At 73.8% G+C, this 20,238-nt stretch carries 14 protein-coding genes; 4 read left to right on the top strand and 10 right to left on the bottom strand.

Translation table 11 applies throughout. The features are described 5' to 3' along the window. Positions 1-25 precede the first annotated feature (25 nt). The 3 genes from ACIBK9_RS43765 to ACIBK9_RS43755 all read right to left on the bottom strand — a co-directional run bounded on the left by ACIBK9_RS43765 (position 26) and on the right by ACIBK9_RS43755 (position 7,984). A complete protein-coding gene (locus ACIBK9_RS43765; protein WP_397164908.1) occupies positions 26-6,367 on the bottom strand; it encodes a hypothetical protein in 6,342 nt (2,113 codons plus the stop codon). Positions 6,368-6,451: 84 nt separating this feature from the next. Then, positions 6,452-7,081: a LysE family translocator gene (locus ACIBK9_RS43760; RefSeq protein WP_397164906.1), complete on the bottom strand. Its 630-nt coding sequence runs from the start codon at positions 7,079-7,081 to the stop codon at positions 6,452-6,454. Between the two features lie 21 nt (positions 7,082-7,102). After that, positions 7,103-7,984, bottom strand: coding sequence for a LysR family transcriptional regulator (locus ACIBK9_RS43755; protein WP_397164905.1), 882 nt, complete (start codon positions 7,982-7,984; stop codon positions 7,103-7,105). A gap of 117 nt (positions 7,985-8,101) precedes the next feature. Between ACIBK9_RS43755 and ACIBK9_RS43750 the strand changes: the two genes are divergently transcribed. After that, positions 8,102-8,623, top strand: a complete 522-nt coding sequence (locus ACIBK9_RS43750) for a cysteine dioxygenase (protein ID WP_387669268.1) — start codon at positions 8,102-8,104, stop codon at positions 8,621-8,623. Positions 8,624-8,630: 7 nt separating this feature from the next. Here ACIBK9_RS43750 and ACIBK9_RS43745 read toward each other — a convergent pair whose 3' ends face one another. Genes ACIBK9_RS43745 through ACIBK9_RS43730 form a run of 4 tightly spaced genes read right to left on the bottom strand, consistent with a single transcriptional unit; the run spans position 8,631 to position 12,720 of the window. Beyond that, entirely contained in the window at positions 8,631-9,197 is a 567-nt protein-coding gene (locus ACIBK9_RS43745; protein ID WP_352349411.1) for a TetR/AcrR family transcriptional regulator, read from the bottom strand. Beyond that, positions 9,194-11,449 (bottom strand): YhgE/Pip family protein, encoded by a 2,256-nt coding sequence (locus ACIBK9_RS43740; RefSeq protein ID WP_397164903.1) that lies wholly within the window; start codon positions 11,447-11,449, stop codon positions 9,194-9,196. The genes ACIBK9_RS43745 and ACIBK9_RS43740 overlap by 4 nt, the downstream gene beginning before the upstream one ends. Beyond that, the gene (locus ACIBK9_RS43735) at positions 11,449-12,015 is read right to left on the bottom strand and encodes an ATP-binding cassette domain-containing protein (protein ID WP_397164901.1); all 567 of its coding nucleotides are present in this window, start codon (positions 12,013-12,015) and stop codon (positions 11,449-11,451) included. Before ACIBK9_RS43735 ends, ACIBK9_RS43740 begins: the two co-directional genes overlap by 1 nt. A 60-nt stretch (positions 12,016-12,075) precedes the next feature. Beyond that, positions 12,076-12,720, bottom strand: coding sequence for an alpha/beta fold hydrolase (locus tag ACIBK9_RS43730; RefSeq protein WP_397164899.1), 645 nt, complete (start codon positions 12,718-12,720; stop codon positions 12,076-12,078). Positions 12,721-12,889: 169 nt separating this feature from the next. Here ACIBK9_RS43730 and ACIBK9_RS43725 point away from each other — a divergent pair, with 169 nt between their 5' ends. Then, positions 12,890-13,477 (top strand): helix-turn-helix domain-containing protein, encoded by a 588-nt coding sequence (locus ACIBK9_RS43725; RefSeq protein ID WP_397164897.1) that lies wholly within the window; start codon positions 12,890-12,892, stop codon positions 13,475-13,477. 278 nt (positions 13,478-13,755) lie between these two features. On the opposite strand, the gene ACIBK9_RS43720 is transcribed toward ACIBK9_RS43725, so the two are convergent. Continuing rightward, positions 13,756-14,526 carry a phytanoyl-CoA dioxygenase family protein gene (locus ACIBK9_RS43720; RefSeq protein ID WP_397164895.1) on the bottom strand — a complete coding sequence of 257 codons (771 nt, stop codon included), beginning with the start codon at positions 14,524-14,526 and terminating at the stop codon, positions 13,756-13,758. Between the two features lie 101 nt (positions 14,527-14,627). Further along, a complete protein-coding gene (locus tag ACIBK9_RS43715; RefSeq protein WP_352349425.1) occupies positions 14,628-15,983 on the bottom strand; it encodes a dipeptidase in 1,356 nt (451 codons plus the stop codon). Positions 15,984-16,214: 231 nt separating this feature from the next. On the opposite strand from ACIBK9_RS43715, the gene ACIBK9_RS43710 reads away from it, so the two are divergent. Beyond that, positions 16,215-17,597, top strand: coding sequence for an aspartate aminotransferase family protein (locus tag ACIBK9_RS43710; protein ID WP_364325551.1), 1,383 nt, complete (start codon positions 16,215-16,217; stop codon positions 17,595-17,597). A gap of 52 nt (positions 17,598-17,649) precedes the next feature. Beyond that, positions 17,650-18,759, top strand: coding sequence for an alanine dehydrogenase (ald, locus tag ACIBK9_RS43705; RefSeq protein WP_397164893.1), 1,110 nt, complete (start codon positions 17,650-17,652; stop codon positions 18,757-18,759). A gap of 34 nt (positions 18,760-18,793) precedes the next feature. On the opposite strand, the gene ACIBK9_RS43700 is transcribed toward ald, so the two are convergent. Next, positions 18,794-20,182 carry a tetratricopeptide repeat protein gene (locus ACIBK9_RS43700; RefSeq protein ID WP_397164891.1) on the bottom strand — a complete coding sequence of 463 codons (1,389 nt, stop codon included), beginning with the start codon at positions 20,180-20,182 and terminating at the stop codon, positions 18,794-18,796. Between the last annotated feature and the right edge of the window lie 56 nt (positions 20,183-20,238).

Raw genomic sequence — 20,238 nt, 5'->3', positions numbered from 1 at the left:
CTCGTGGGCTCCGGCCGCGCGGTGGCTAGATCGTGCGTAGTTCGGCCTCCACCTGGGCCGCCTCCTCGCGCCTGCCGGACTTCTCCAGCAGCCGCAGCCGGCCGCGCAGCACGTCGCGCAGCAGCTCGGTGAGCTCGCCGTTCCCGCCGTTCCCGCCGTTCGGGGCGGTGGCACCGGCCGTCAGGAGGCCGCGCAGCAGGCCGTGCGCGACCCGGAGCGCGGTGTCGGCCGCGTCGTCCCTGCCCAGCTCCTGCTGGCAGAAGCCGAGCCGGGCGTGGGCGACGGCGGCGGCCGGCTCGTCGTCGATGACCTGGGCGCCGCGATGGAAGACCAGGCCGGCCTCCAGAGCCCGGCCCGACTCCATCAGCGCGTCGCCCAGCATGAGCAGCGCGCGGGACAGGATGCCGCCGAGCAGGGGGTTCGTGGGGGCGTGGCGTTCGAGCACGGCGACGGCCTCGCGCAGCGGCCCCACCGCCGCCGCCGGCTGCTCGCGCAGCCGGAGCGCGGCGGCCAGCGTCAGCCCGGCCCCCGCCCGGCTGACGTGCAGCGCCTCGGCGTTCATGCCCGTGGTCAGCAGCTCGTCGTAGATCGCGATGGCCTCGCGGGCCCGCTGCTCGGCCTCCGCAGCCGCGCCGGGCCGCAGCAGGGGCAGCAGCTCCGAGCTCTGCGCCAGCGAATCGGCCAGGATCGCCCGGTACGTCAGCTCGCCCGGCGACCGCCTGGCCAGCCGGATCAGCTCCTCGGCCAGCGCGCCCGCCTCCCGCGCCTCGCCCAGCATCATGTGGCACCTGACCAGGCGCTGGGTGGCCAGGGCATGCCTGAGCGTGCGCGGCGGCAGGCCGGTGACGGCGATCCTGGCGTACTCGGCGGCCTCCTCGGGACGCCCGGCGGCCAGCAGGTCGTCGGCGACCGTCCCGGCCACCTCGGCCGCCGCCGCGGGCCGGGCGAGCCGGACGTGCAGGCGCATGGCCTCCACCAGGTGGGCCAGCGCCTCCTGCGTCCGGCCGGCCGCGCGCAGCACCTGCCCGCGCACCTGGATCGCCTGCGCGCGCACGCCGAGCAGCCCGGACTCGCCGCCCCGCGCCTCCGCGGCGCGTTCCTGCTCGGCCAGCGACCAGGTCACCGCCTCCAGCGCGGCCTGCGGACGGTCGAGGGCGGCCAGAGCGGCCCCGAGCTGGGCGTACGTGGCGGCGGCGACGGCGGGCTCGTCCAGCTCGTCGCAGAGGTCGGCGGCGCGTTCCGAGTGGGCCAGCGCCTCCACCGGCCGACCGGCCTCCAACAGCCTGACCGCGTACCTGTTCAGCGTGTCGGCCAGCGCCCTCCCGTCCTCGGACAACAGGTCCACGGCCTGCTCAAGGACGGTCAGGTCGGCGTCGCCGAGCGCGGCCAGCGCCAGGCCCAGGGAGTGCCGGTGGCGGGCGTCGAACGCGGCCAGCCCCTTGAGGACGCGTACGGCCGGAGCCGCCGTCGCGCCGCCGAGCATGAGGCAGTGGCCGAACCGCTCGTGCAGCAGCGGGTTCTCGCTGACCGGGGCCTCGCGCTCCAACGCCTCGGCGAACGCCGTCAGCAGCGGCAGCAGCCTGGCGGCCGTCCTCGGGGTGGCCGCGCCCAGGTGGGCGGACAGCTCGTCCACGGCCGTGGTGAGCACGTCGGGGTGCGGCAGCGGGCGTACCCGGAGGATCTGGGCGTACAGGTCGGTTCCGGCGGACGGGCCGTGGCCGGTCACGCGGAGCCGGGCCAGGCGGGCCAGCGCTCGGACGTGCACGCCGGCCAGGTCCCGGGTGAGCGGGCCCTCCTCGGCCATCAGGGCGACGCCTTTGGCCAGCTCGGCGGCGGCGAGGTCGCGTTCGTCCAGGTCGGCGTGGCACAGGCCGCTGAGCTCCAGGCAGGTGGCGGTGAGCAGACGGGTGCGCTCGGGCGGCTCGGGCACGAGGATGTCCAGGGCGCGGGTGACCGATTGGAGCGCTCCTGCCACGTTCCCGGCGGCCAGCCGGAGGCCCGCGTGCAGCCGCAGCGCGCCCGCGAGCACGACCGGGGACTCCAGCCGCTCGGCCACCAGCCCCTCGCACACCGCGACCAGCCGCTCCGCCTCGCCGTCGGCGACCTCCAGGCGGCCCGTGGCCTCCAGCGCCACGACCTCCAGGACGAGCAGCTTGGCCAGCTCCTGCTGCACCACGAAGCTCACCTCGGCCTGCGGCCCACACGCCTCAACGGCACCCCGCAGATACGGCACCGCCTCCGAATACCGCCCCAACCCCACAAGCGCCCGCCCAACCGCCCCCACAACGGCCCCACCCACAACGGCCCCACCCGCGACCGCCCTACCGACTCCAGCCCCCTGGGTGCTCCCGTCGCCCACACCGGAGCCGCCCAGGCCCGCGCCGCTCACGCCCGCGCCACCCGCGCCGTTCGCGTCATTCCCGTCGCCGGGGTCGTCAGGTGTCGCGTGGCGTCGTAGCAGGTCGGCGGCCTGGGTTGCGAGGCGGAGGGCGTCGCGGGCGCGTCCGGTCTCGGCCCAGGCGCGTGCCAGCGCTGCCTGGGCGGCGGCGTACGCTTGCACCCGCGCGGCTTGCGGCCCGTCCGGAGTTTGCGGCCCGTCCGCGGCCTGTGGCCTGTCTGCGGTTCGCGGACCGTTCGCGGGCGGCGGTCCGGCGGGGACTTGCGGGTCTTCCGCGACCCCAGGTCCGCCTATGGCCGGGGGGCCTTCCAAGACTCCACGGCCGCCCATGACCTGTGGCCCCTCCAGGACCGCAAGGTCGTCGGCGGATGCGGGGCCGTTCGTGGGGTCCAGGGCGGCGCGGCGTTCGATCAGGGTTCGTTCGGCTCTGGCCACGTCGGGTGGTGGGGTGATCAGGGTGGTCATCCAGGGCTGTTCGGTTTCTCCGGCGGCGGCGGTGGGGTCGGCCGTCGACTCCTGCCAGGCTCGGATCTCCTCCCGGTGTCGCCGGTAGGACGCGTCTTGAGTGCCCAGGGCGTCGTACAGAGCGACTGCCGCCTCCGCATGGGCTCGGGCGTCGGCGGGGCGGTCGAGTTCGGCGAGGCAGAGGGCGAGCAGGTGTCTGGAGCGAGCCCTGACGGCCCTGTGCCGTTCGCCCAGTTCGGCGGCGAGGATCGCGGCGTCCTGGAGCGGGTCGAGCGCGTCGCGGGGGCGCGCGTCGGTCAGCAGCAGTTCGCCCAGGTCGAGGAGCTGGACGGTCAGGGCCGGGCGGTGCTCGTCGGGTTCGAGCGCGACCAGCGCGCGCAGGTTCCGCACCGCCTCGGCGGCGAACCGCTCGGCCTGGTCCAGGTCGTCCAGCTCGCGGTGCAGCCCGGCCAGCAGGCCCGCGGCCTCGGCCAGCATCAGCCGCAGGCCCGGCTCCTCGTCCGCCAGGCCGCGCAGCCGTACGACGGCCTCTGCGGCGGGAGCGACGGCCTCGGCCGCCCTGCCGTGTTCACCGAGCCACCCGGCCAGCAGACACAACCGCTGAGCCAGATCCCTGTCGGTCGGCGCCGCGCCCGCCACGGCGGCGGTGGCCGCGACGGCAAGACAGGCGGCCAACTCGGGCAGCGCCCCCGGCTCGGGGCCGGAGGAGGCGAATGGCGGGACAGGCGCGGGCACCCGCCTGTTGCCGCCTGGCATGACGGGCGGTCCGGCATCGGGTGTGGTGGGCTGTTCGGAGCTGGGTGACGGGGGTTGTGCGGTGGTGGGCGCGGGGGGCTGGGGCGGGGGAGCGAGGGTGGGGCTTGTGGGGGAGGCGTGCGCTGTGAGGACGTCGGTCAGGGCTGCGGCGACCTCGCCGGCACCGCCCGCGGCCGCGAACGCCTCCACCGCCTCGGCCGTCCGCCCCGAGTCCAGCAGCGCGCACGCCAGATTGTGGTACGCCTGCCCGGCCCGTCCCGCGTACCGGGGGTCGTCCTCGGCCAGGATGCGGAACCGGGTGGCCGCCTCCTGGGCGGGCCTGAGCGCGCTGCCGGGCTCGCCCGCGAGCAGCAGGCACGCCCCCAGGACGAACAGCGCCTCCGCCTGCCCGGCCGCCTCCTCGTACGGGGGAGCGGCCGCGAAGATCTCCACGGCCTCGGCGGCGGCCACCACCGCCTCACCCACCCGGCCCACGGCCGACAACCGGGACGACAGCCGGGCCAGCGCCCCCGCCAGCGCGGTCCGCCTGCCGCCTGCACGGAAGTGCCGTACGGCCAGCTCGGCCAGCGTCACCTCAAGGGCCCGCAACCCGAGCGGCGGCCCAGCCCGGGAAGCGCCCCACGAATCCCCTCGGGAATCGATCTGCGCATCCACCTGCGGTTCGAAGGGCAGCGCGGCCACCGCCGCGGTCGTCGCCCGGTCGGCCGGCAGTCGCGTGAGCGCGGCGTTGAGCAGGTCGCCGAGCCGGGTGCCGGGGGTCGCCGCCGCCTCCGCGACCAGCGCCCCGATCCTGGACGTCACCAGCGAACGCAGCGCCCGCCCCACCTCCGCCCGCTCCGCGCCCAGGCGGAGCACGTCGAGCAGGCGTGCCAGGTGCCCGGCCGTCCGCCGCTCGTGGTCGTGCACGGCCAGAACCAGCGCGTCCAGGCCCTCGGTCTCGGCGAGCGCCTGCTCGGCCACCAGGTCCGGCCCGAGCGGGCACAGCCGGTCCACGCCGGGGAAGACGCGTCCCAGCCAGTCGGCGACGACCGCCGCGGCCTGCGGGTCGCCGTGCAGGGCGGGCACGGCCGACAGCAGGCCGGGCAGCTCGGCGGGGGTGGGGGCGGTGAGCGTGAGCAGGGCGACGGACTGCCGGGCGGTGGTCTCGTCCACCTGGGCGCGGCCGGCGGGCCAGACGGTGGCCCACTGGTCGCGTTCGCGGTCGAGGAAGCGGCTGAGCAGCTCCTCGCCGACGGTCACCGTCGCGCGCGTCCGGGTTCCGCTCCGGCCGCCGGGACGGAAGGCGTTCCAGGACGTCCCGGGGCGGGGATCGGGCGCCGTCCGGTAGGGCGGGGCGCCGATCCCGCCGCCGGGCAGGGCGTCCGGGACGGTGGGCGCGGGCAGGACCTCCGTCTCGCCGCCGCGCAGCCGCAGCAGGGCCGCCAGGTGGACGCGGAGCGGCAGGCCGTACTCGGGGTCGTCCAGGCGCGGGGGCGTGGGGAGCGCGGCCCGGCTCGGCGCGAACGCCTTCATCGCCGTGAACGCGTGCTCGGTGCGCTCGTTCAGGGTGAGCGGGTGCTGGTTGAGCTGCACGGTCGTGGTGTTGAGCCGGCGCAGCCAGCCGCCCGCCGCCGTGTCCAGCCGCCGCCACCACTCCGCCTCGCCGGGCTCGCGGGCCAGCAGCAACACCCGTACGCGGGGGTTGTGCCCGTGCTTGGCCAGCCGCCGTACCAGCTCGCCCACCAGCGGAGCGGACGGCTCCGGCGACTCCACGACCACCAGCGAGGGCCGCACCGCCTCCAAAGACACCGCCGCGCGCCCGGACAGGGCGGCGAGCGCGGCGTCCAGGGCCAGGAAACCGGCGTCCCAGCCTGCTTCCCGCAGTTCCTCGCACAGCTCCCCGGCCAGCCGGGTACGGCCCGTGCCGCTCCGCCCGGTCACCACCGCGACCGACAGCGCGGCCGGCTCCCCGGCCCAGGCCCGCAGGGCGGCGAGCTGCCCGTCCCGCCCGGAGTACGGCACCACGGCGTGCCGCGGCAGCAGCAGCCGCCAGTCCGGGCAGTCGGACGGCAACGGCTCCCGCGCCGGCAGCAGCAGCCCGGACAGGATCACCCGCCCGTCACCGGCGGAAACGCTCTCCAGCGGGCCCGGCGCAGCACCGGTCAGCTCGCGGAACCGGTCGTCGCGCAGCAGCACGCCCACGGGCACCGCGTCGAGCCGCCCCCGGGCGTGCCCGGCGGCCGAGGCCGTGACGACGGCGGCGACCTGCCCGGCGGGCTCGGCCAGCAGCGCGGCTCCGGTCAGGCCCGCCCACACCTCCAACGGAGGCGGCGGGCCGGGCACGTCCATGCTGAGCGTCCGCGACGCCGGGCCCGTGGGGGCGGCGGCGGTTCCGGACAGCACCCGGACGTCCCTGAACCCCGACCGCCGCCGCGCCCGCGGGAACCCCATGGCCAGGCACGGCACCCCTTCTCCGGACAAGGCGGCCCACCGAAGGTGCCCGATGCCGGGCACGTCGGCCCAGGGCGGTCCGGGCACCCGCAGCAGCACCGCGCCGTGCCCGCGCCAGACCTGCTCGGCCGCCGCCCACCGGGACGACCACGGCGGGCGCACCTGGCAGGGCGTGTCGGGATCCACCACGAGGGACGCGGTCAGCACGAGGTCCGTGCCGATCACATGGCCGGTCCCGGTCACGCCGACCACGTCGTCGTGACCCGAGTAGACCTCGACGACTCGTTCGAGGCCGAGGCGGTGCGGTGGCGCGTCCATGGGTCCGCCTAGCTGCTACGTCCCGGCTTTTCGTCCCCCGATCGATCTCACTATCGCATTAAGAGCGGGAAATTTCGCGGCTTGTCATGCCTTCTCGGTTGTGAGCCACGCGGCCAGCCCGAGGTAGACCAGGCCGCTGCCCACGTCGAGCCGCCGCCGCGCCCGTACGGACCCGCGCAGCCGTCCGGCCAGCGTGGACGACAGCAGTGCGTACATGCCGTCGCTGGCCATCCCCAGCACCAGCCACAACCCGCCGAGCATCAGGATCTGCGGTCCCACCGGCCCCGCCGACGGGACGGTGAACAGCGGCAGGAAGGTCAGGAAGAACACGGCCGTCTTCGGATTGAGCACGTTGACCACGAACCCCTCCCAGAACAGCCGCCGCCTGGACTGCACCTGCAGCTCGACGACCTCCTCGGACTCCCCGCCGCGCTTCATCAGCTTGCGCAGGCCGAGCCAGAGCAGGTACGCCACGCCCACGTACTTGACGACCGTGAACGCGGTCGCCGAGGCCGCGATCAGCGCGCTGAGGCCGAGGGCCGCCGCGCCGATGTGGACCAGCGAGCCGGCGTGCACGCCCAGCACCGAGACGAACCCGGCGGACCGGCCCTGGGAGACGCTGCGGGTGACGATGTAGAGCACCGCGGGGCCGGGGACCACGAGCAGTCCCAGCGTGGCCGCGCAGAACAGCGCGATATGCGTGATGTCCGGCATGTGCTCATCGTAAGGACGCCGTCAACGGCTTTCGCCGGTGGGCGGCAGGCTCGCGCCGAGCGCTTCGAGCAGGGCGCCGGTGGCCGGCGGGTGCGGCGGATCGCCGTAGACGGCGGCGTACACGTGCCTGGTGGAGCCGGGCACCTGGGCCGCCGCGACGTCGGGGTTGCGGTGGGCGCTGAGCGCCAGGCCGGGCAGCACGGTCAGGCCCATGCCGGCCGCCACGAGCGCCTGCACGGCCACGATGTCGTCGCTGGTGAAGGAGATGCGCGGCTCGAACCCGGCCTTGGCGCAGATGTCGAGCAGGTGGCTGCGGCAGCGGTCGCAGCCGGCGATCCAGGGGGAGCCGGCGTGGTCGGCCAGTTGGCCGCCCGGTTCGGGGGAGACCAGGTAGCTGGGGTCGTCGAGGAGGTGGATCAGGTGCAGGCCGGCGTCCTCGGGGGCGGTGTCGTCGTACCGGAACATGACGGCGACGTCGACGCGGCCGGCGCGCAGCAGCCTGAGGGCCTCGGGCGGCTCGGTCTCGGTGAGCTCCAGCCGCAGCCCGGGATGGGCGGCCGCCAGGCGGCGGACGGCGGACGGGATGAACGTGCCGAGCGCCGACGGGAAGGCGGCCAGCCGCACGCGGCCCTCCCGCAGCCCCACGTGGGCGGCCAGCTCCTCGGCCGTGGCGTCGATCCGGCCGATGATGTCAGCCGCGCGGTCGGCCAGCAGCCGGCCCGCCTCGGTCAGCCGGATGCCGCGCCCCACCCGCTGGACGAGCTTGGCGCCGGTCTCGGCCTCCAGCCGGGCCAGGTGGTGGCTGATGGACGGCTGGGAATAGTGGAGCTCCTTGGCGGCCGCGGTGAGCGACCCCTTGCGGGCCACCGCGACGAGGACGCGGAGCCGGGCGACGTCGAGCATTCATCAATCGTATCTATCAATAGGCCAGAAGACTTCTGTTGGACCTATCGATCGCCATGGGTCACCGTAGAGAGGGAGGACAAATTGCCACATTTTCCCTAGGGGGACACCGTGAACATGGTCGCGACCACCACCAGGCCAGGGCTCGACGTTCTGGTGTCCGGCATCTCCGAGATCGTGGCCAGGAAGCTCGGCGCCCGCGAGACCGCCTTCGCCGTCGCCGACCTGCTGCGCGACCGGCTGCCCGGCATGGACATCCTCACGCCCGAGGAACGCCTCGGCACGCCCGACCGCTATACCTCCCACCTGCTGCACGCCCAGGACGAGTTCTCGATCGTGGCCGTCGTGTGGCGTCCCGGCCAGTACACGGTCATCCACGACCACGTGTCGTGGTGCACGTTCGGCATCCTCAGCGGCATCGAGCACGAGACGCTCTACCGCGACATGGGCGACCACCTGCTGGAGATCGGACGCGCCGACAACCGGCCGGGCGAGGTCAGCGGCTTCGCCCCGCCCGGCGACATCCACATGGTGCTCAACACCAGCGACGAGGTCGGGGTGTCGCTGCACGTGTACGGCGCCGACGTCGGCAAGCTGGGCAGCAGCGTGCGCCGCGTCTACGAGCTGCCGGTGCGCTGAGCCCGCCTCACCTGATGCGGCCGTGGAGCAGCTCGACCAGGGTCTGGTGGGTCTGCTCGATCGGCCGCTCGGGGTAGAGGGCGCGGCGTTCGATGGCGACCGTCAGGACCATGCCGAACAGGGCGGTCGCCGCCGTCTCCACGTCGAGGTCGGCGCGGATCTCGCCACTGGCCGCCGCCCTGCGCAGCACGCCCGCGTACACGCCGAGCGCGCTCTCGCGCAGCCGCGCCACCGCCTCCTGCCAGGCGGTGCGCCACATCTCGGCCAGCAACACCCGGGCGAACGGGCCGTGCTCCTCGAAGAAGCGCAGCTGGCCGAGCACGACCGAGTCGAGGGCGGCCACACCGCTCTCGCCGGTGTCAGCGGCGGCCAGCGCGCCCGCCAGCCGCTCGATCGAGTGCTCCAGCAGCGCGGAGAACAGGCCCTCCTTGCTGCCGAAGTTGTAGAACACGGTGCCCTTGGCCACCCCGGCGCGCTCGGCGATCGCGTCGACCGTGGTGGCCGCGTAGCCCTGCTCGGCGATCAGCTCGACCGCCGCCGTGAACACCTTCGCCCGGGTGTCCTGCCTGCTCACAGCGACAGCTCGGGGTGCAGGCGCTTCATGGACCAGACGCGGCCCCGCTCCACCGCGAGGGTGGTCAGCGCGAGCCCGAGCACGAGGAATGCGGACAGCACGCCGCAAGCCTGCCACACCACGGTCAGATCGCCGCCACTGATCAGCCTGCGCAGCGCCGAGACGACCCAGCTCATCGGCAACCACGGCGAGATCGTCTGGAAGAACCCGGGCGAGGTCTCGATCGGGTACGTCCCCGCCGCCGAGGTGAGCTGGAGCATCAGCAGCGCCAGCCCCACCACCCGGCCGGGCGGCCCGAGCAGCGCGTTGACCGCCTGCACCACCGCCAGGAACGCGGCCGCCGCGAGCAGCAGTAGCCCGATCACCCCGAGCCAGTGGGCCGCCTCCAGGCCGAGCGCGAACCGCAGCACCGCCGCCAGCACGCCGACCTGGGCCGCGCCCAGCGCCACCGCGGGCAGCCAGCCGGCCAGCGCGATGCGCACCGCGCCCTGGGTCCCGGCCAGCCGCCGCTGGTTCAGCGGCTTGAGCACCATGAAGGTGATCATCGCGCCCACCCACAGCGCCAGCGGCAGGAAGAACGGCGCGAAGCCGGTGCCGTAGTTGGGGACCTCGTTGTCGACCGTCTTGGCCAGCCGCACCGGGTCGCTCATCACGTCGGCGCGGGCGGCCCGCTGCTGGGCGTCGTAGTCGGGGATCTTCTCCGCGCCCTCGCCGAGCCCGCCCGCCAGGTCCTTCGAGCCCTTGGCGAGCTGGTCCATGCCCTTGTCCACCTGGCCCGCGCCGTCGTGCAGCCGGCCGACCCCGGTGCGCAGCGTGCTCGCGCCGTCGCTGAGCTTGACCAGCCCGCCGCCGAGCTGTCCGAGGCCGCTGGTCACCTGGGCCGAGCCGTCGTGCAGCTTGGCCGCGCCCTGGTAGAGGGTGCCCGCGCCGGTGCCGGCCTTGGCCAGGCTCGCGTCCACGGTCGCCGCGCCCGCGGCCAGCTTGGCCAGGCCGTCGTCCAGGGCGTTCACCTGGGTCCTGACCTGGTCGACCTTGGGGCCGATCTGCGGGGCCACGGCCGCGATCTTCCTGGCGTTCCTGGCCAGCTCGCGGGCCTGGGCGGACAGGGCGGAGGCGCCGCCCGTGCCGCCGGTGCCCGCCGAGCCGGCCTGCTCGGCGGCGCGTTCGGCGGCGTTCGCCGCGCTGCGCAGCAGGGAGCGCACCTCGGGGTCGGCGTCCGCGCCGAGGCGGTCGAGCGCGGCCTGGGCCTGGGAGGCGGCCTCGCGGGCGCTGCCCGCCGCGCGGGTCGCGCCGGCGCCCGTGCCGGAGCCGTCCGCCAGCCGGTCGGCGGCGTCGGCCACCTGCTCGGCGGCGTCGGCGACCTTCGGGCCCCACTCGTTCAGCACCGGCACGTACTTGTCGGCGAGCTGGTTGACCGCGCGCGTCTGGGTGTGGACCTGGTCGGCCGCCTTCCGGGTGCCCTTCCGCAGCTCGGAGGTGCCCTCGCTGCGGAGCTTGCGCAGGCCGTCGCGCAGCTCGCCGATGGCCTGCTGCGCCTTGCCGATGCCGCCGGTGACCTGGGCCGAGCCGTTCCGCAGTTTGCCGGTGGCGGTGTTGGCGCTGTTCAGGCCGACGGAGAGCTGCTGGGCGCCGTTCTCGGCGGTGCCGAGGCCGGAGTTGAGCCGGGAGACGCCGTCGCCGGCCTTGACCGCGCCGTCGTGCAGCTTGCCGGCGCCGTCGGCGGCCTCGGTGGTGGCGTCGTGGATGTCGCCGATCGAGACGAAGACCTTGTCGAAGTAGTCGTGGATGGCCGTGCGCTCGGCGGCGGCGCGCACCTCGTTGAAGACCGCGTCGGAGATGCTGCCGACGATGTAGCTGCGGCCGGTGTCCACGCGCAGGCCGAGCTGGGCGGGGGTGGGGGTCGTCGTGTCGTCGGACGGCGAGGCCAGGCGGGCGCTGAAGTCGGCGGGCACGGTGAGCGACAGGTAGTAGCTGCCGTCGGCGACCCCGTCGGCCGCCTGCCGGGGCGTGGCCTCGTGCCAGGCGAACGTCCGGCGCTCGCGCAGCTCGTCGGCCAGGTCCTGGCCCGCGTGCAGGGTCTTGCCGTCGACCGTGGCCGGGCGGTCCTCCATGACCAGCGCGACGGGGACCCGGTCGAGGTTGCCCTGGGGGTCCCAGAACGACCACAGGTACAGTCCGGCGTACAGCAGCGGCAGCACGATCACCGCCGCCAGCGCAGCCCGGGTCAACCGGGACCGCAGCATGCCCTTCATCACAGCTCCACGAGGTGGTCGTAGCGGGCGGGCGGGCGCACGCAGCTCGCGACCACGGCCGTGCCGAGGCCGGCGCCGAGGTCGCGCAGGAGGTCCCAGAGCGCTCGCACGCGGTCGTCGGGCAGGCCCGCGTCCACGTTGTCGGCGAGGATCACCGCGGGCTCGTCCAGCAGGGCCAGGGCGACGCCGAGGCGCACCTGCTGCTCGCGGTCCAGCTCGCTCACCGGCGTCGTGTCCGGCGCCGCGAGCCCCGCCCGCTTCAGGACTTCCTGGTACGGCTTGCGCCTGCGCTCGCGCAGGTGCTCCTTGACCGTCAGCGCTCTGTCGAGATCCGTCACACCGTCGACCAGCGCGAGCGCCGCCGCCTTGCGGATGGCCCGCGGCCTGGTGTGCCCGGCGACGGAGAGCGTGCCCGTCGTCGGCTTCATCCGCCCGGCCAGCGTGAGCAGCAGGCTCGTCCGCCCGCTGCCCGCCGGTCCGGCGACCGCCGTGAGCGTCCCGGGGCCCGCCTTCAGCGAGACCGTTGGGTACACCCCCTCGATCGACAAGCCCTCCGCGACGATCACCACAACCCCATCTCTTGAACTGACTGGTCAGTACAAAAGATTACCTCGTGATGCGGTGCGTCACACTGTGAGATACGCCTCGAACCGCTCGGCCAGCTCCTTCGGCCGCGACAGCATGACCATGTGACTGCCCCCGATCTCGTCGGGCATGACACCGAGCCGCTCCCGGACCACCCGCCGCATGAACTCGGGCGGGAAGAACCGGTCGTCCCGGCAGAGCAGGAACCGCGTCGGCACGTCGGGCCACGCCGCGCCCGGCCACGGCTCGACGGACGACTTCTCCGCCTGCGGACGCCCCCGGGACAACTCCTCCTGCGCCAGCTCCTCCGGGACGTCGTGCATGTACTCGGCGATCGTGTCCAGGCCCTCGGCGCCTCGGTAGCCGGTGTTGGCCCACCACTCGCCCGGCGGCTCGCCCGGCACCGGGATCATGGCCGTGACCAGCACGAGCAGCTTGACGGGCAGACGGTCGCAGACCAGCGGGGCGACGAAGCCGCCCCACGAGTGGGCCACCACGACCAGTTCGTCCGCCTCGCCGACGGCCCGCGCCACCGTGTCGGCGTAGTCGGCCAGGCCGGCCGACTCGTCCTCGATCGGCAGGTCGACGGCCACCGTGCGGTGGCCCCGGGCGCGCAGCTCGGCCTCGACCAGATGCCAGTCCCAGGCGGAGCTGCCGCCGCCGTGGATCAGCGCGAACGTCGCCATCCGCCTCACCTCCGCGCCGTCGTGCCGGAAACGCCCCGCGATGCCTCGCTCATGGCTGCTGCTCCCCTCGTCGTGTCCCTGTTCCCGACGCAGTATGGCGAGCGGCTGCGACAGAAAATATCTCGCAACTTTTATTGCGCAATTTTCCTTTCGCATCTAGCGTGAAGGCATGGCAAGCTCCGATCGGCCCCGCGTCCAGGACGTCGGCACGCTCAAGGCGCTGGCGCACCCGCTGCGCATGAAGCTGTACCGCGCGCTCAAGGTCGCCGAGCTCGCGACCGCCTCGCAGCTCGCCGAGCAGGTGGACGAGGCGGTCTCCCTGGTCAGCTACCACCTGCGCAAACTCGCTTCGCACGGCCTCATCGAGGAGACGCGGGGCGGCCGGGGCGACGCCCGGGAGCGCTGGTGGCGGACGTCGGCGGAGAGCTTCTCCACCCGCAACTCCGACTTCCGCGACAGCCCCGAGGGCGTCGTGGTCCACCAGACCCTGTCCCGCCTGCACGCCCGTCAGCTCGCCGAGATGTACGACGGCTACCTCGACGCGCAGTGGGCCTGGAGCGAGGCCTGGCAGGACTCGTCCTTCGGGTCGGAGTTCCTGCTGTCGCTGACCGCGGAGGAGTTGCGCGACCTCAGGCAGGAGATCGACGACGTGGTCGTGAAGTGGACGGCCCGCGGCAGGGCGGCCGGCGAGGCGGGGGACACCGAGGGCCGCGAGAACGTGGCCGTGCACCTGTACGGGTTCCCGTTCACGACGTGAGGAGAGAGCAGGATGAATCCCGACTTATACCTACTTGTCGAGCAAGTGCGCGGGCAAGAGCTGCGCGCCGCCGCCCGGACACCCCGTCGGACAGCCCGGACGCACCCGGGGACGGTCGCCCGCGCCTGGGAACGACGGCTGGGCTGGGCCCTGGTGGAAACCGGCCTCCGCCTGGTCAGCCGCGGCACGACCAACCAGACACCACGCCTGGCGGACCACCACGCCTGACCCGCCCGGCCCAAGCCGCCAAGCCCCCGCCGCTTGAACCGCCGGGCGTTCTAAGCCGGAGCGGTCCCGTTCAACCCCTTCAGGACCGCGCGTTCGACCGGCGTCGGCGCGGTGCCGGTGAGGTCGAGCAGGCCGGTCGGCATCAGCGGCGGCTGGGCCATGAACCGCGGCACGCTGCCGCGATGCGGCTGGGCCGAGTGGATCAGGAACGGGTGGCACAGGAAGACGTCGCCGGGGGAGCCGGTGACGGTGACCTCCCGGCGCCCCTCGCTGAGCGGCACGGCCTCCCCGCACAGCGGGAACCATTCACGCCCTTCGTCCCCGGAATCGGCGAGCAGGGCGGGCACGTCCAGATGTGAGCCGACGCGTACCCGGGTGGGGGCGTCGTCGGGGCCGACCTCGGAGAACAGGAACAGCATGAGGAGGGCCCGGCCGCGCGAGCGCAGGTTCACCCGGTACTCGCCGGCGTCACCGGCGAAGCTCGCCTCCAGGTGCCAGCCGTCGTCCCCGGGCTCCTCGTCGCTGGGGAAACGCAGCGGGAAGGTGCCGAGGCCCATGGGCGCGGTCCACCGCCCGGCGCCCACGAGCTGGTCGTAGGCCTCGTGCAGCGCCTGCGTGTTGGCCGCCGCGCGGAACGGCGGGGTCGCGATCCAGCCCAGCCGCACCACCGGCTGGGTCCAGCTCGACGGGTCGTCGGGGTCGCAACCGCCGGCCGCCCACAGCTCGGCCCGGCACTGCTCGGCGGTCTCCGGGGGAACCGCGCCGGGAAGCCGGACGAACCCGTCCTCGACGAACGACTCGATCTGCTCGTCGGTCAACATGCGCAGCCCCTCCCGGCGATTTCCGCGGAACGTCGTGCAGTCTGACGAACGCCGGCCAGGAAGGGCAACGCAATTTCCGCCCGGGGGGCGAGAGGCGCGGCTCAGACGCCGAGCGCCGACGGCAGGCTCAGCTCCTGCAGGAACAGCGCCTCGGCGGTGGCCACCCGGCGCAGCTCCTCAAGGTCGACCCGCTCGTTGGGGGCGTGGATGGCGGCGTCCTCGTCCTCGGCGCCGAACAGCAGGATCTCGGCCGCCGGGTACTGCTTGAGCAGCGTGTTCACCAGCGGGATCGACCCGCCCGCGCCCACGTCGCGCGGCGGGCGGCCGAACGCGCGCTCCATCGCCCGGTTGAGCGCCGCCCGCGCCTTGCCGCCGGAGTCGGCCTGGAAGCCGGACCCGACGGTGAAGTCGTCGAACGACACCTGCACGCCCCACGGCGCCACCTGGCGCAGGAACTCCACCACGGCGTTGACCGTGGTCTTCGGGTCGCCGGACGGAGGCACCCGGACGGTCACCCGGGCCCGCGCCGCCGGCTGGACCGCGTTCACGGCGCCCGACACGGTCGGCACGTCGAGGCCCGTGACGGTGATGGCGTACGAGGCCCACAGCCGGTCGGCCAGCGAGCCGGAGCCGACCAGCGAGACGCCGTCCGCCACGCCGGCGGTCTTCCTGAACTCCTCCTCCGAGGGCCCCTGGCCGAGGAAGCTGCCGCGCGGCAGGCCGGGCACCCGGATGTCGCCGTTCTCGTCGTGCAGCGCGGTCAGCATGCGCATCAGGGCGGCCAGCGCGTCGGGGGCGGCGCCGCCGAACGAGCCGCTGTGCACGGCCTCGCGCAGCGTTCGCACCTCGATGGTGAAGGCCGCCATGCCGCGCAGCGACGTCGTGACCGCCGGGTCGCCGACGCGCGGGTTGCCGGTGTCGGCGACCACGATGGCGTCGGCCCGCAGCAGCTCGGGGTTGCGCTCGACGAAGGCCTCCAGGCGCTCGCCCGCGTACTCCTCCTGGCCCTCGATGATGACCTTGATGCCCACCGGGAACCGGCCCTGGAAGGCGCGCAGCGCGGCGATGTGGGAGATGATGCCCGACTTGTCGTCGGCGCAGCCGCGGCCGTACAGCTTGCCGTCGATCAGGGTGGGCTCGAACGGCGGCGTGCGCCAGGCGGCCAGGTCGCCGGCGGGCTGCACGTCGTAGTGCGCGTACAGCAGGACGGTGGGCGCGCCGGGAGGGGCCGGGGCCTCGCCGTAGATCGCGGGGAAGCTGCCTTCGACGGCGACCTGCTGGACGTGCGGCAGGCCCGCCGAGCGCACGAGCTCCTCCGTCGCCGCCGCGGCGGCGTAGACCGGCTCCTCCGGGTGCCCGGGGAAGGCCACGGAGGGAATGGAGGCGAGCCGCTTGAGCTCCTCGATGGCTCGGGGCATCGCGGCGGCGACGGCGCTCTCGATCTGGTCAGGAGTCACGGGACGGTCCCCCGGGGGTCGTTCTCGGCAGTTTGGTCTCATTGGATCACAGAAGGTTCCACAGTATGGAAACGGGCATGACCCGCGCGTTAATCTACCTGCGGATTTCGTTGCTGTTACACAACGGTTCTGCGGATCTCGATTTTCTTGCATAGTGCTGCGACCGATTCGCTTGGCAAACCGCAGGTGAAGATGCACACTGTGGGGAGTTCGACACAAGGGAAGATAACCATGACGCAGCCGGAAAACGACGTCCTGAAGGCCGCGCAGGACAACCTGTGGTTGCACTTCACGAGGCACAGCGCCTACCAGGAGAACGAGATCCCGACCATCGTGCGCGGTGAGGGGTCCTATATCTACGACATCCACGGCAAGCGTTACCTCGACGGCCTGGCCGGGCTGTTCGTCGTCCAGGTCGGGCACGGGCGTGGCGAGCTGGCCGAGGCCGCCGCCAAGCAGGCCCAGGAGCTGGCCTTCTTCCCCTTGTGGTCCTACTCGCACCCCAAGGCGGCCGAGCTGGCCGCCCGCCTGGCCGAGCAGGCGCCGGGCGAGCTGAACCGGGTCTTCTTCACCACCGGCGGCGGCGAGGCCGTCGAGACCGCGTGGAAGCTGGCCAAGCAGTACTACAAGCTCGTCGGCAAGCCGCTCAAGCACAAGGTCATCAGCCGCCAGATCGCCTACCACGGCACCCCGCAGGGCGCCCTGTCGATCACCGGCATCCCGGCGTTCAAGCAGATGTTCGAGCCCCTCGTGCCCGGCTCGGTGCGCGTCCCGAACACGAACCACTACCGCGCCGACGAGATCAGTGGCATCCCCGGCATGTCGCCGGAGGAATACGGCATCTGGGCGGCCGACCGCGTGGCCCGCGCCATCGAGATGGAGGGCCCCGACACGGTGGCCGCCGTCTTCGCCGAGCCCGTCCAGAACGCCGGCGGCTGCTTCCCGCCGCCCCCCGGCTACTTCCAGCGCCTGCGCGAGATCTGCGACGAGTACGACGTGCTGCTCGTCTCCGACGAGGTCATCTGCGCCTTCGGCCGCCTCGGCACCATGTTCGGCGGCCAGAAGTTCGACTACGTGCCCGACATCATCACCTGCGCCAAGGGCCTGACCAGCGGCTACTCGCCCATCGGCGCCATGATCGCGCACGAGCGGCTGTTCGAGCCGTTCAAGCAGGGCGACAACATGTTCGCCCACGGCTACACCTTCGGCGGCCACCCCGTGTCGGCCGCCGTGGCCCTCGCCAACCTCGACATCTTCGAGCGCGAGGACCTGCTCGGCCACGTCACCAAGAACGAGCCCCTCTTCCAGGCGACCCTCGACGACCTGCGCGACCTGCCGATCGTCGGCGACGTGCGGGGCTCGGGCTACTTCTGGGGCATCGAGCTGGTCAAGGACAAGGCCACCAAGGAGACGTTCAACGCCGAGGAGTCCGAGCGGTTGCTGCGCGGATTCCTGTCCAAGGCGCTGTTCGACGCCGGACTCTACTGCCGGGCGGACGACCGCGGCGACCCCGTGATCCAGCTCGCGCCCCCGCTGATCGCGGGGCAGAGGGAGTTCGACGAGATCGGATCCATCCTGCGGGGTGTGCTCTCGGAAGCGTGGGCGCGCCTCTAACACCCTCCCCACCCGGTACGACGAAGTGCCGGTCTCCGAAAGGATCCCTACGATGAAGATCGGCGTCCCTGCCGAGGTCAAGAACCACGAATACCGTGTGGCGGTCACCCCCGCCGGTGTTCACGAGCTGGTGCGGAACGGTCACGACGTCACCGTCCAGCGGGGTGCCGGCCTCGGCTCACACATCACCGACGAGGAGTACCTCGCCGCGGGCGCGAAGATCCTCGACAACGCCGACGCCGTTTGGGCCGGGGCGGACATGGTCCTGAAGGTCAAGGAGCCCATCGCCGAGGAGTACCACCGCCTGCGCGAGGGCCTGGTCCTGTTCACCTACCTGCACCTGGCCGCCTCCCGCCCGTGCACCGACGCCCTGCTCGCCGCCAGGACGACCGGCATCGCGTACGAGACCGTGCAGGTGGGCCACACGCTGCCGTTGCTCGCCCCGATGTCGGAGGTCGCGGGCCGGCTCGCGCCGCAGGTGGGCGCCTACAACCTCATGCGCTTCAACGGCGGCCGCGGCGTGCTGCCCGGCGGGGTGCCCGGCGTGGCCCCCGCCAAAGTCGTCGTCATCGGCGGCGGCGTCTCGGGCCTCAACGCGGCGCAGATCGCTGTCGGCATGGGCGCGGACGTGACCGTGCTCGACACCAACATCGACCGGCTCCGCCACATCGACGCCATCTACCAGGGCCGGCTCAAGACCCTCGTGTCCACCTCGTACGCGATCGAGCGCGAGGTGCTGCAGGCCGACCTGGTCATCGGCGCGGTGCTGATCCCCGGCGCCAAGGCCCCGACGCTGGTCTCCAACGACCTGGTCGCGCGGATGAAGCCGGGCTCGGTGCTCGTGGACATCGCCATCGACCAGGGCGGCTGCTTCGAGGACTCGCGGCCGACCACGCACGCCGAGCCGACGTACACGGTGCACAAGTCGATCTTCTACTGCGTGGCCAACATGCCGGGCTCGGTGGCCAACACCTCCACCTACGCCCTGACCAACGCGACGCTCCCGTACGCGGTCAAGCTGGCCAACCTGGGCTGGCGCGACGCGCTGAAGGCCGACCAGGGCCTCGCGGGCGGTCTGAACACCCATGACGGCCTGCTCACCAACGAGCCGGTCGCCCAGGCGCTGGGGCTGCCGTACACGCCGGTCGCCGACGTTCTCTGATGCTCTTCCGGGGGCGCGGCCGGCGGTCGCGCCCCTAACTCACTCCCAGGCGGCGCCGCAGGTCACGGGCGGTGGCGAGGACGTGCTGGATCTCGCCCGTGCCCGGCCACGGCGCGCTGCCGGGGCGCAGCAGCGTGCCGCGCACCGACGCCAGGTGCTCGACCGCGCTGCGGTGCACCCCGCTCCGCTCCACCAGCCAGCCGATCACGTCGGAGTGGTCGTGCAGCGGCCTGGTCACCAGGTCCCAGGTGCCCAGCACCTCCGTCAGGTCGGGCACCGACAGCGGCACGCCGCCCCTGCGGCCGGTGGCCGCGGACGCCAGCTCCGCGCGGGCGGCCAGCTCGGGCTCGGCGGTGCGCGCCCACGCCTGCGGCGGCGGGTCGGCCAGCCACTCCTCGGCCTCGCCCAGCTCGCCGGCGACCGTCAGCAGCCCGCCCAGCTCGACCGCCGCGCCGTGGTGGCCCGCCTGAGCCGCCTGGCGGAACCAGTGGCGGCCGCCGGCCAGGTCGCCGAACTCGGCGATCAGCAGCAGGCCGTAGTTGAAGGCGGACTCGGCGTCGCCGCCCGCCGCCGCCCTGCCGAACCAGTGGCTGGCCGCCGGGGTGTCGCCGAGCTCCACGCAGACGAACCCGGCCATGCGCTGGTCCTCCAGCCGCCCGGCGGCGGCCGCCCGCTCGTACCAGGCGCGGGCCGTACGCAGGTCGCCGCGGGACAGGGCGATGGCGCCGAGCCGGGAGGCGGCGCCCGGGTGCTCGTTCTTGGCGGCCAGCCGGTAGTAGGCCTCGGCGCCCTCCGGGTCGCGGCTGGCGTGCAGGTAGAGGCCCATGCAGTGGGCGGAGTCGGCGTGGCCGCCCCTGGCGGCGTACTCCCACCAGCGCACGGTCTCCTCGTCCTCGCCGGCGGAGTAGGCCAGGAAGCCGAGGTCGTGGGCCGAGGCCATGTCGCCGTCGTCGGCCGCCCTGCGGTGCCACTCGCGGGCCACGCCGGTCTCGCCGGTGTCCTCGCACAGCAGCGCCAGCCGGCGGGCCGCGGCGCGCGACCCGGCCAGGGCCGAGCGTTCGAACCAGGCCCGCGCGGCGCCGGCGTCGCCGCGCTGTTCGAGCAGGAGCGTGGCCAGGTTGGCGGCGGCCTCCGCGTCGCCGGTGGCCGCGGCGGTCTCGTACCAGATGACCGCCTCCTCCAGGCTGCCGTGCTTCTCGTGCCAGACGCCCAGGTTGTACGCGCTGTCGACGTTGCCGCCCGCGGCCGCCAGCTCCCACCAGAGCCGGGCCGCCGCGCGGTCGCCGCGCTGGGCGTAGAGCTTGCCGAGCCGGTGGGCCGCCTGGGCGTCGCCCTGCTGCGCGGCCACCAGCAACTCCGGCTCGTCACCCACCCGTGGCGCCGGAACGGCCGGCGTCGCCACCTCTCCCTGCCACCAGGCCATGGCGACAGAGTGGCACGTGATCATACGATCGCGAACCGTAATCGCCGACAACGGCC

It is taken from the genome of Nonomuraea sp. NPDC050227 (assembly GCF_044459705.1).
Taxonomy (GTDB): Bacteria; Actinomycetota; Actinomycetes; order Streptosporangiales; family Streptosporangiaceae; genus Nonomuraea.
Note: the sequence above shows the minus strand (reverse complement) of the source record. Positions and strands in the feature narration are given on the sequence as shown.

Excerpts from the sequence above, each read along its gene's own strand:
- ACIBK9_RS43765 (WP_397164908.1), bottom strand. The coding sequence starts at position 6,367 with ATGGACGCGCCACCGCACCGCCTCGGCCTCGAACGAGTCGTCGAGGTC.
- ACIBK9_RS43760 (WP_397164906.1), bottom strand. The coding sequence starts at position 7,081 with ATGCCGGACATCACGCATATCGCGCTGTTCTGCGCGGCCACGCTGGGA.
- ACIBK9_RS43755 (WP_397164905.1), bottom strand. The coding sequence starts at position 7,984 with ATGCTCGACGTCGCCCGGCTCCGCGTCCTCGTCGCGGTGGCCCGCAAG.
- ACIBK9_RS43750 (WP_387669268.1), top strand. The coding sequence starts at position 8,102 with ATGGTCGCGACCACCACCAGGCCAGGGCTCGACGTTCTGGTGTCCGGC.
- ACIBK9_RS43740 (WP_397164903.1), bottom strand. The coding sequence starts at position 11,449 with ATGAAGGGCATGCTGCGGTCCCGGTTGACCCGGGCTGCGCTGGCGGCG.
- ACIBK9_RS43730 (WP_397164899.1), bottom strand. The coding sequence starts at position 12,720 with ATGGCGACGTTCGCGCTGATCCACGGCGGCGGCAGCTCCGCCTGGGAC.
- ACIBK9_RS43725 (WP_397164897.1), top strand. The coding sequence starts at position 12,890 with ATGGCAAGCTCCGATCGGCCCCGCGTCCAGGACGTCGGCACGCTCAAG.
- ACIBK9_RS43720 (WP_397164895.1), bottom strand. The coding sequence starts at position 14,526 with ATGTTGACCGACGAGCAGATCGAGTCGTTCGTCGAGGACGGGTTCGTC.
- ACIBK9_RS43710 (WP_364325551.1), top strand. The coding sequence starts at position 16,215 with ATGACGCAGCCGGAAAACGACGTCCTGAAGGCCGCGCAGGACAACCTG.
- ald (WP_397164893.1), top strand. The coding sequence starts at position 17,650 with ATGAAGATCGGCGTCCCTGCCGAGGTCAAGAACCACGAATACCGTGTG.
- ACIBK9_RS43700 (WP_397164891.1), bottom strand. The coding sequence starts at position 20,182 with ATGGCCTGGTGGCAGGGAGAGGTGGCGACGCCGGCCGTTCCGGCGCCA.